Annotated in this window: 11 protein-coding genes and 1 pseudogene; 9 read left to right on the forward strand and 3 right to left on the reverse strand. The window is 36.3% G+C overall.

Annotated features, from left to right (window positions below; translation table 11 throughout):
• Positions 1-54: 54 nt before the first annotated feature.
• Positions 55-780 (reverse strand): DevA family ABC transporter ATP-binding protein, encoded by a 726-nt coding sequence (locus tag FJR06_RS11755; protein ID WP_168651489.1) that lies wholly within the window; start codon positions 778-780, stop codon positions 55-57.
• 591 nt (positions 781-1,371) lie between these two features.
• Between FJR06_RS11755 and FJR06_RS11760 the strand changes: the two genes are divergently transcribed.
• The 3 genes from FJR06_RS11760 (at position 1,372) to FJR06_RS11770 (ending at position 3,508) form a co-directional block, all read left to right on the forward strand.
• Positions 1,372-1,611, forward strand: a complete 240-nt coding sequence (locus FJR06_RS11760; protein ID WP_148761694.1) for a hypothetical protein — start codon at positions 1,372-1,374, stop codon at positions 1,609-1,611.
• Positions 1,612-1,868: 257 nt separating this feature from the next.
• The gene (locus FJR06_RS11765; protein WP_168651490.1) at positions 1,869-3,059 is read left to right on the forward strand and encodes a M20 family metallopeptidase; all 1,191 of its coding nucleotides are present in this window, start codon (positions 1,869-1,871) and stop codon (positions 3,057-3,059) included.
• 134 nt (positions 3,060-3,193) lie between these two features.
• The gene (locus tag FJR06_RS11770; RefSeq protein ID WP_015079536.1) at positions 3,194-3,508 is read left to right on the forward strand and encodes a hypothetical protein; all 315 of its coding nucleotides are present in this window, start codon (positions 3,194-3,196) and stop codon (positions 3,506-3,508) included.
• A gap of 306 nt (positions 3,509-3,814) precedes the next feature.
• On the opposite strand, the gene FJR06_RS11775 is transcribed toward FJR06_RS11770, so the two are convergent.
• Both FJR06_RS11775 and FJR06_RS11780 read right to left on the reverse strand, forming a co-directional pair.
• Positions 3,815-4,108, reverse strand: a complete 294-nt coding sequence (locus tag FJR06_RS11775) for a DUF3349 domain-containing protein (protein WP_015079535.1) — start codon at positions 4,106-4,108, stop codon at positions 3,815-3,817.
• A gap of 2 nt (positions 4,109-4,110) precedes the next feature.
• Positions 4,111-4,293 carry a DUF1308 domain-containing protein gene (locus FJR06_RS11780; RefSeq protein WP_254434416.1) on the reverse strand — a complete coding sequence of 61 codons (183 nt, stop codon included), beginning with the start codon at positions 4,291-4,293 and terminating at the stop codon, positions 4,111-4,113.
• 11 nt (positions 4,294-4,304) lie between these two features.
• On the opposite strand from FJR06_RS11780, the gene FJR06_RS11785 reads away from it, so the two are divergent.
• The 6 genes and pseudogenes from FJR06_RS11785 (at position 4,305) to FJR06_RS11810 (ending at position 7,781) form a co-directional block, all read left to right on the forward strand.
• On the forward strand, positions 4,305-4,964 hold the full coding sequence (locus tag FJR06_RS11785; protein WP_254434417.1) for a hypothetical protein: 660 nt from the start codon (positions 4,305-4,307) through the stop codon (positions 4,962-4,964).
• A 64-nt stretch (positions 4,965-5,028) separates the two neighbouring features.
• Positions 5,029-5,193, forward strand: a pseudogene (locus FJR06_RS24360) (DUF2809 domain-containing protein); the annotation flags it as partial.
• Positions 5,171-5,395: a DUF167 domain-containing protein gene (locus FJR06_RS11795; protein WP_168651491.1), complete on the forward strand. Its 225-nt coding sequence runs from the start codon at positions 5,171-5,173 to the stop codon at positions 5,393-5,395. The pseudogene FJR06_RS24360 and the gene FJR06_RS11795, both read left to right, overlap by 23 nt.
• A 94-nt stretch (positions 5,396-5,489) precedes the next feature.
• Entirely contained in the window at positions 5,490-6,584 is a 1,095-nt protein-coding gene (gene leuB / locus FJR06_RS11800; protein ID WP_168634636.1) for a 3-isopropylmalate dehydrogenase, read from the forward strand.
• An 88-nt stretch (positions 6,585-6,672) separates the two neighbouring features.
• A complete protein-coding gene (locus FJR06_RS11805; RefSeq protein ID WP_015079528.1) occupies positions 6,673-6,933 on the forward strand; it encodes a hypothetical protein in 261 nt (86 codons plus the stop codon).
• 26 nt (positions 6,934-6,959) lie between these two features.
• A complete protein-coding gene (locus FJR06_RS11810; RefSeq protein ID WP_015079527.1) occupies positions 6,960-7,781 on the forward strand; it encodes an A24 family peptidase in 822 nt (273 codons plus the stop codon).
• Positions 7,782-8,005 lie beyond the last annotated feature (224 nt).

An 8,005-nucleotide genomic window follows, 5' to 3' on the forward strand; every position in this document is an offset into this window, starting at 1 on the left:
AGATTAACCCTCTTACAGAATTTATAAATTAGAGAAAACGGTATTAACAATATTTTAACCAACTACATCCTGCAAAGAATCACTTTTTTCTCGGACAAGATGGCCATCTTCCATGTAAACAATTCGGTCAGCAATATCTAAAATGCGGTTATCGTGGGTAACAAGCAAAATTGTACAACTATGCTCTTTTGCTAGTTTCTGCATTAATTCTACTACATCTCGTCCCGATTGTTTATCAAGTGCGGCGGTAGGTTCATCTGCTAGAACTATTTTTGGTTGACTTACCAATGCACGCGCAATCGCAACTCGTTGTTTTTGTCCCCCTGATAAGTTATCTGGATAATAATTAAGCCGATTTCCTAATCCTACCTCTTCTAGCATTTTTTGTGATTGGATTAACATTTCTTTTCCAGACATTTTCGGATGTAATTCTAAACCCATTCTCACATTTTGAATTGCTGTTAAGCTACCATGTAAATTATGGGATTGAAAGATATAACCGTTATTTCTGCGGGCTTGGGTTAATTCTTTTGCATTGGCTTTACAGAGTTCGTTGCCTAATATCCGCAAACTGCCAAATTGAGCCGAACGCAATCCACCAGCTAAGGTTAATAATGTGGTCTTACCTGAGCCAGATGGACCTGTCATAATCACAATTTCACCTGTATTAATGGTGAGGTTGATATTAAATAAAACTTGTTTTCGCAGTTGTCCATTTCCAAAATAATGATCGAGGTTTTGGATGGAGATTACAGGTTTGGGAGAGTTAAGAGTTTGCATATTTGATTGAGGTTTTCAGGATTTTTTTGCCCGCAGAGACCCAGAGGCACAGAAGAGTAATTTTGAGAAATTTAAAACATATCGGCTGGGTCGGCTGATTGTAGTTTATTTGTGGCTATTGCACCGGAAATTGTACACATTATTATTGTCATTAGGAAAACTACTAATGCTCTGGTTAAGGTCAAGCTGCATAAAAATTAGCATATGTACATCTGATTTATTTGCCCAAGTTCGACAATGCCGTCATTGGATACTACTTCACCTGCAGGAGTATAAATGTCAAAAATTACACCATTCTGGGGTGCTTTAACATAAGTTGGATCTAAGTCGGCTTTTGCCTGTTGGGCTGCGAATATGGTAAATAAAATACATTCTATTTCGCGCAGAGGTGCAAAGAAGCAAAGCCGCAAATTTGATTAATTTGTCGGTTTTAAAGATGAGGAAATTGAAAAATTGTTAAAATAAATATGAGATGGAAATAGATGAGTAAATATAATTTATTGGGAGAGATATAAAGTTATTATTGCTTATTACTCCAGCAATTGGTATTCTTATAAAAGCAGGCTTAATCCATTTATAAGTATCAAATAAATGAATCACCAAACTACCTTTCAAGAAATTGCTTCTCAATTGCAATTATTCCAAAGTATAGAACAGAAAGAAAGATTTATATTTGTAATTGGTGCTTTAACATCGCGGTTAATTAGTTTATATAAAGCTTCCGAAATAATGGAAATGGATACAGAAATGTTTTTGAAAGTTTTAGAATTAATGGGGATAGATTTTTCATATCTTACAGTTGAAGATGTTGTTATAGAGAAAATCTGGTAAGCATGATGAAAATAGTTTTGATGGTATTTTTGAAGATTGATAATTAAATTCTCGCTATTTGAATCTGAGTTGTAAATACGATATTACGATTGGACTTGTCAAGTACCGCATCAATTCGATTATGATTAGTTTGTATGTATTCCTGGATGCTGAAAAATTAGCAGGTCAGCCGATAAAATTGGTCAGAATGCGGGTAGCAGTTAAAGCTGTGAAATTTCTAGAATGAAATACAAGGTGAATGAATTAAAATTATTGTTATGCTGAACCGAATCAAAGACTTGACAACAAATATATCACACCGCTTAGTCGAAATCCGTCGCCATCTTCATGCACATCCAGAACTTAGTGGGCAAGAATATCAAACCGCTGCTTTTGTAGCAGGTGTGTTATCTGCCAATGGCTTGCACGTAGAAGAGGGAATAGGTAAAACAGGTGTCATTGGTGAATTACAAGGAACTCAACCTAGTGATAGGATATTGGCAATTCGCACTGATATGGATGCTTTACCCATTCAAGAACGCACAAGTTTAGAATATGCTTCTCGGATTGAAGGAGTCATGCACGCTTGTGGCCATGATATTCATACTACAGTAGGTTTGGGGACGGCGATGGTACTTTCCCAAATTGCCCCTGAATTGGGTGGAAAGGTGCGGTTTTTATTTCAACCAGCCGAAGAAATTGCCCAAGGTGCAAATTGGATGGTACAAGATGGAGTGATGAATAATGTTGCGGCTATTTTAGGGTTACACGTTTTTCCTTCCATTCCTGCTGGTTCAGTTGGTATTCGCTATGGTGCATTAACAGCCGCCGCAGACAATTTAGAAATTATTATTATTGGTGAATCTGGACATGGGGCGCGTCCCCATGAAGCCATAGATGCAATTTGGATTGCAGCGCAAGTGATTACATCATTACAACAAGCTATTAGCCGCACTCAAAACCCTTTGCGTCCCGTCGTATTGAGTATTGGCCAAATTAATGGCGGAAGAGCGCCAAATGTAATTGCTGATAAAGTACAGTTATTAGGAACAGTGCGATCGCTTCACCCAGAAACCCGTGATAAACTACCACAGTGGATTGAAAACATAGTAGCTAATGTTTGTAATTCTTTCAACGCCAAATATCAAGTTAATTATCATCAAGGTGTCCCCAGTGTCCAAAATGATAATGCTCTAACACAATTATTACAATCCTCCGCAGAAGAAGCTTGGACTAATGATCGTGTCCAAATTTTACCAGAACCATCATTAGGTGCAGAAGATTTTTCTGTTTATTTAGAACACGCCCCTGGTTCAATGTTTCGCTTAGGTGTAGGCTATGAAGAGAGAATAATTAATCATCCCTTGCATCATCCCCAATTTGAAGTTGATGAATCTGCTATTATTACTGGAGTAGTCACATTAGCTTATGCAGCTTATAAATATTGGCTAAATAAGTCAGAAGTATGATTTGTGTGATTGGTTTGATTTAGATGATTAATTAGTCAAACAAATCACAAAAATCACAGAAATCACAGAAATCACAAAAATCACAGTCCAGAAATTGCTCTTTAAATAAATTCCAGAAAATTACACCGTCAATCATGCCACCAATTGAAACTATAGATTCAAACTCATCAGAACAAAGCACTAATAATTGGTATTTAGTCACTGTCCGTTCTAAAAAACGAGAAGTATTTTTGAAATATCTGAATTTAGCTATTAGCCAAAATCAATTACAAGACTTGGTAATAGAGATAAAAAGTCCCCAAGACGCAGTTTATCAAGATATTGTTTTATTAAATATCAGTAATTTCAAAAATGCCTATATACAACTTAAAAAAATCGAATGTTTCCAAAATATCGAACGAAAACCTTTAGCATTACCACAAGTAAATAGAATGTTGGGTATTGGGTAAAGTTTACGTCATTGATGATAATATCCCCAACGTCTTTATGACTTACGCACTGTACAAATTAATCATTTTATGTTTTCACAAAAATAGCCAGTTTTAGGCTGTGATTAATGATTGTATTGATCGTAAACAGACAAATATGGTAAGGGTTTAGCAATGCTAAACCCCTACTGATATTGTAAACTCTGGAAAAATTCTACCTTGTTGACGACAACGCACAGGTTTTGTCCTAGTCATAATTTCCCCTACCTCATATACTAATTCACACTAATTCCGCAGCTAAAAGCCTACTTTCAAAAGCGATATCTATTATCCTTCATCAAGCCACTGTATATAACCACACATAAGTAATCTTTCCTTTAAATTAGCAATAGCTTCGGATGTGGGTACATCAATTGACTGTACCCGATATACATCATTGAGAACAAGACTATAATCTTTACCGCTATAGTAAGCTACAACTTCAGCTAAATTTCTATCTGACATTTCCTCACTAAGTAATGATAAAAGCGGTAAGTAAAATTGTGATTCTATTCCCTTGGGGAAAGCATTTTGAATTAATTTATATGTACTTTGTAGATGTGGTGAAATAGTGATTTGCATGATTAATTACCAGTTAAAGGAAAAGGTGGATGAATATATACATGAAAATCCACACCTTGAGCAGAAGCGGCTCTGACTGCTTTTGCATCTGCTGTGGTGGTGACAATATTTAGTTGATCACCTGTACCTAATATAATAATATCAAGATTTAAAAAAAAGACTTGAAGAATATAATGAACAATCAACTGATGCTAGTATGAAAAATAATTTTGCGGAGTATTGCCGCAAAGTATGTTTACAAATAGAAATTTTGGTGAATAAATTTACAGAGAAGCGATATGGTGATGAAAAACTTCAAGATAGTCAATATAAAAAATTACGAGATTTTTTTAAAACTGCAAAAGAAAATTTTAACCAGTATCAAGATAGGGAATATAAGTTAATTAGTTATATTATGGAAATTAGAAATGTTGGCAGTCATGGAGATCATAATGGTAGATCAATCTTACAAAGAATAGAGTTGAAAGGTAAATCTATAAAAATCAAACTACAAAAAACAAAGAATACGGTTTCTCCGAAAGAAATACAAAATATATTCTCTGAATTTGTATCTTATTACGATAAATATAATCCAAAAACTAATAATCCAAAAATTACTGATAGAACTGAAGAGGGATATACAGTTATCACCTTATCTAATTTAAAAGATAAATATTTTGATTGTAATTCAATTATCCATTATATTGAAAGCAATAGAACTACATTGAGACATAAGCTAGGCAATGAGTTCAAAATACTTCCAGATAAACATCAGCATCCAAATGAACTTAAAATATTTTTTGAACAACAAGATTATGCAGAAATAAAACATACAATGAACTGGTTTATTCAAGAAATAGGTAAACACCTAAAATAAAAATATTGGGAATATTCTTCAACTCATATTTTATCCTATACAAGAACCTCTTTTTCTTCTTTAGCATCCACCATTATTAGAAGCCATCCGTGCTACCTTAATAGATAAGTTATTAGGGACTACCTTTGCTTGGTGGGATTTTCCCCATTATCTTTTAGGTTCTATTTTGGGTTGGTTGTGGATAGAAAAACTGCGAGGAATAGATAATGCAAAAAAGAGTAAAAGTTAAACCAAATTCTCAACAGCAAAAGATTGAAGAATTAGAAGATGGTAGTTTAACTGTACATTTAAAATCACCACCAGTAGATGGTAAAGCTAATGAAGAGTTAATTAAAATATTAGCCAAAAAATTTGATGTTGCTAAATCCTCTATCAGAATTAAATCTGGGACAACATCTCGACAAAAGGTAATTGAAATTGATGGAATTTAGGATAATTACCAATTACCAATCACCAATCACCCATTTGGGACAATTGCTAGGTATGATATCTTATCTGCAAACATTTACCCAGTAAAACCTGACTATGACTCAAAACTACCGCATTACCCTACTACCTGGAGATGGCATTGGTCCGGAAATTATGTCCGTAGCAGTGGACGTGCTGAAATTTGTCGGTAAAAGCTTTGATTTTTCCTTTGAATTTTCCACAGCTTTAATTGGTGGTGCTGCTATTGACGAAACCGGCGAACCACTACCCGCTGTTACCTTAGATATGTGCCGCAATAGCGATGCCGTCTTACTCGCTGCTATTGGTGGTTACAAATGGGATTCTCTCCCCTCAAATTTACGCCCAGAAGCAGGTTTATTGGGGTTGCGGGCTGGTTTACAACTATTTGCTAATTTACGTCCTGCGAAAATTCTCCCCCAGTTAATTGACGCTTCCACCTTGAAACGAGAGGTTGTAGAAGGAGTAGATATTATGGTGGTGCGGGAACTCACCGGCGGGATTTATTTTGGTAAACCCAAAGGCATTTTTACAACAGAAACCGGAGAAAAACGCGGTGTAAATACGATGGTTTACACAGAATCAGAAATTGAACGCATTGGCCGCGTAGCTTTTGAAACAGCGCGGAAACGAGGTGGTAAACTCTGTTCAGTGGATAAAGCCAATGTGTTAGAAGTATCTCAATTATGGCGGGAAAAAATTACACAACTTTCCTCAGAATATACTGATGTTGAGTTATCTCACTTGTATGTAGATAATGCCGCCATGCAATTAGTCCGCGCTCCCAAACAATTTGATACAATTGTTACAGGAAACTTATTTGGTGATATTCTCTCTGATGCTGCGGCAATGCTCACAGGTAGTATAGGAATGTTACCTTCTGCTAGTTTGGGGGCTGATGGGCCCGGTGTCTATGAACCAGTTCATGGTTCGGCCCCGGATATTGCCGGACTTGATCAAGCCAACCCCTTAGCACAGGTTTTAAGCGCCGCCATGATGTTGCGTTATGCTTTAGACCAAGCAGCAGCAGCAGACTTAATTGAAAATAGCGTGTTACAAGTTTTAGAACAAGGTTATCGCACAGGAGATATTATGTCCCCAGGAATGAAACTTGTCGGTTGTCGAGCTATGGGCGCAGCACTAATGGAAATTCTGCAATTAAAATCACGTTAAAGTGTAAATCTGGAAGTTTTACTATTTATTGTGAAAACTTTCAGATACACTAAAAGCAAATCTGTAAATCTCAATATAAAAGCCAATTGTGTACGCTTTACAACAAGAACAGGCAAACTTTACCCACTCCAAAAAGCATCCTTCTTTGATTGATCCTACTGTAATTAGAGCAGCTAGTCACATCTACTATACCTACTGTGAAGTCCATCCAGAAATAGTAGGAAAAGCTACAGGAGTAGCAATTAGTCGGGTAACTCATCGGGGTAAAGTGATTTTTACTAAGTACCCAGTGTTATTACCACAGGAATGTTTTGTGCCGTTGAATCAAATTGAGTCCTATATGTATTAGTCAACTGACAACTGACAAATAATAATATGGACATTTTAATGAATATTTCAGCCAGTATCATTGTCTTTGTTTTGGGTGCATCTCTGGGTAGTTTTATTAATGTTGTGGTTTATCGGCTACCCGCTGGCTTATCAGTGCTGTGGCCACCTTCTCGCTGTCCCAAGTGCTTAAATAGGTTGAAGGCTTATGATAATGTCCCGGTTTTCGGTTGGTTGTGGTTAAAAGGGCGGTGTCGTTATTGCCAAACTCAGATTTCTCGCCGTTATCCATTAGTGGAGGCATTAACAGGGATAATATTTTTAATAGTATTTTGGGTTTTTCAATTTTCAATTTTCACCCTGGGATATTGGGCTTTTTGTAGTTGGTTATTGGCTTTATCTCTTATAGATTTAGATACAATGACCTTACCTAACCCCTTAACTAAATCGGGTTTAATTTTAGGAATAGTCTTTCAAATGGCTGTGGGTTGGTTATCAGAACCGACTGCGGTGGGATTATCAAAACGCTTAATAACCGGAATAGCCGGTGCAGTTCTGGGTTTATGGCTGTTTGATGCGATCGCCCTTTTAGGTTCTATGGCTTTTGGCAAAACGGTCATGGGTGCAGGTGACGCTAAATTAGCTGCTATGATGGGAGCATGGTTAGGATGGCGTTATTTACTACTAGCGGTTTTTATCTCCTGCATTTTGGGAGTATTCGTCGGTGGTGGTGCAATTATCCTCTCTCGTCACCAAATGGGACAAAAAATGCCTTTTGGACCCTTCCTAGCGTTAGGTGCGGTAATCACTGTTTTTTGCGGTGAAGCTATTTTGTCCCCATATATGAGATTATTTTTGCCTGGATCTTAATATCATTTTTTAAATCTTTTTTTTGTTTCATGCTTATGGTTTTATCCACTTAAACCTGTATCGCACCTGACTGTAGCTGTGATTACCCCATTGAGATTTAAATATGTCTAAACTATGATTTTTATGATTTTTGTGATTCTTATGATTAACTAATCATCCAAATCAAAATAATCACACAAATCATAGTTATGACATTGCTTATGGTTTTATCCACTTAAACCTGT

This window comes from Dolichospermum sp. UHCC 0352, assembly GCF_009711925.1.
GTDB lineage: Bacteria > Cyanobacteriota > Cyanobacteriia > Cyanobacteriales > Nostocaceae > Dolichospermum > Dolichospermum lemmermannii.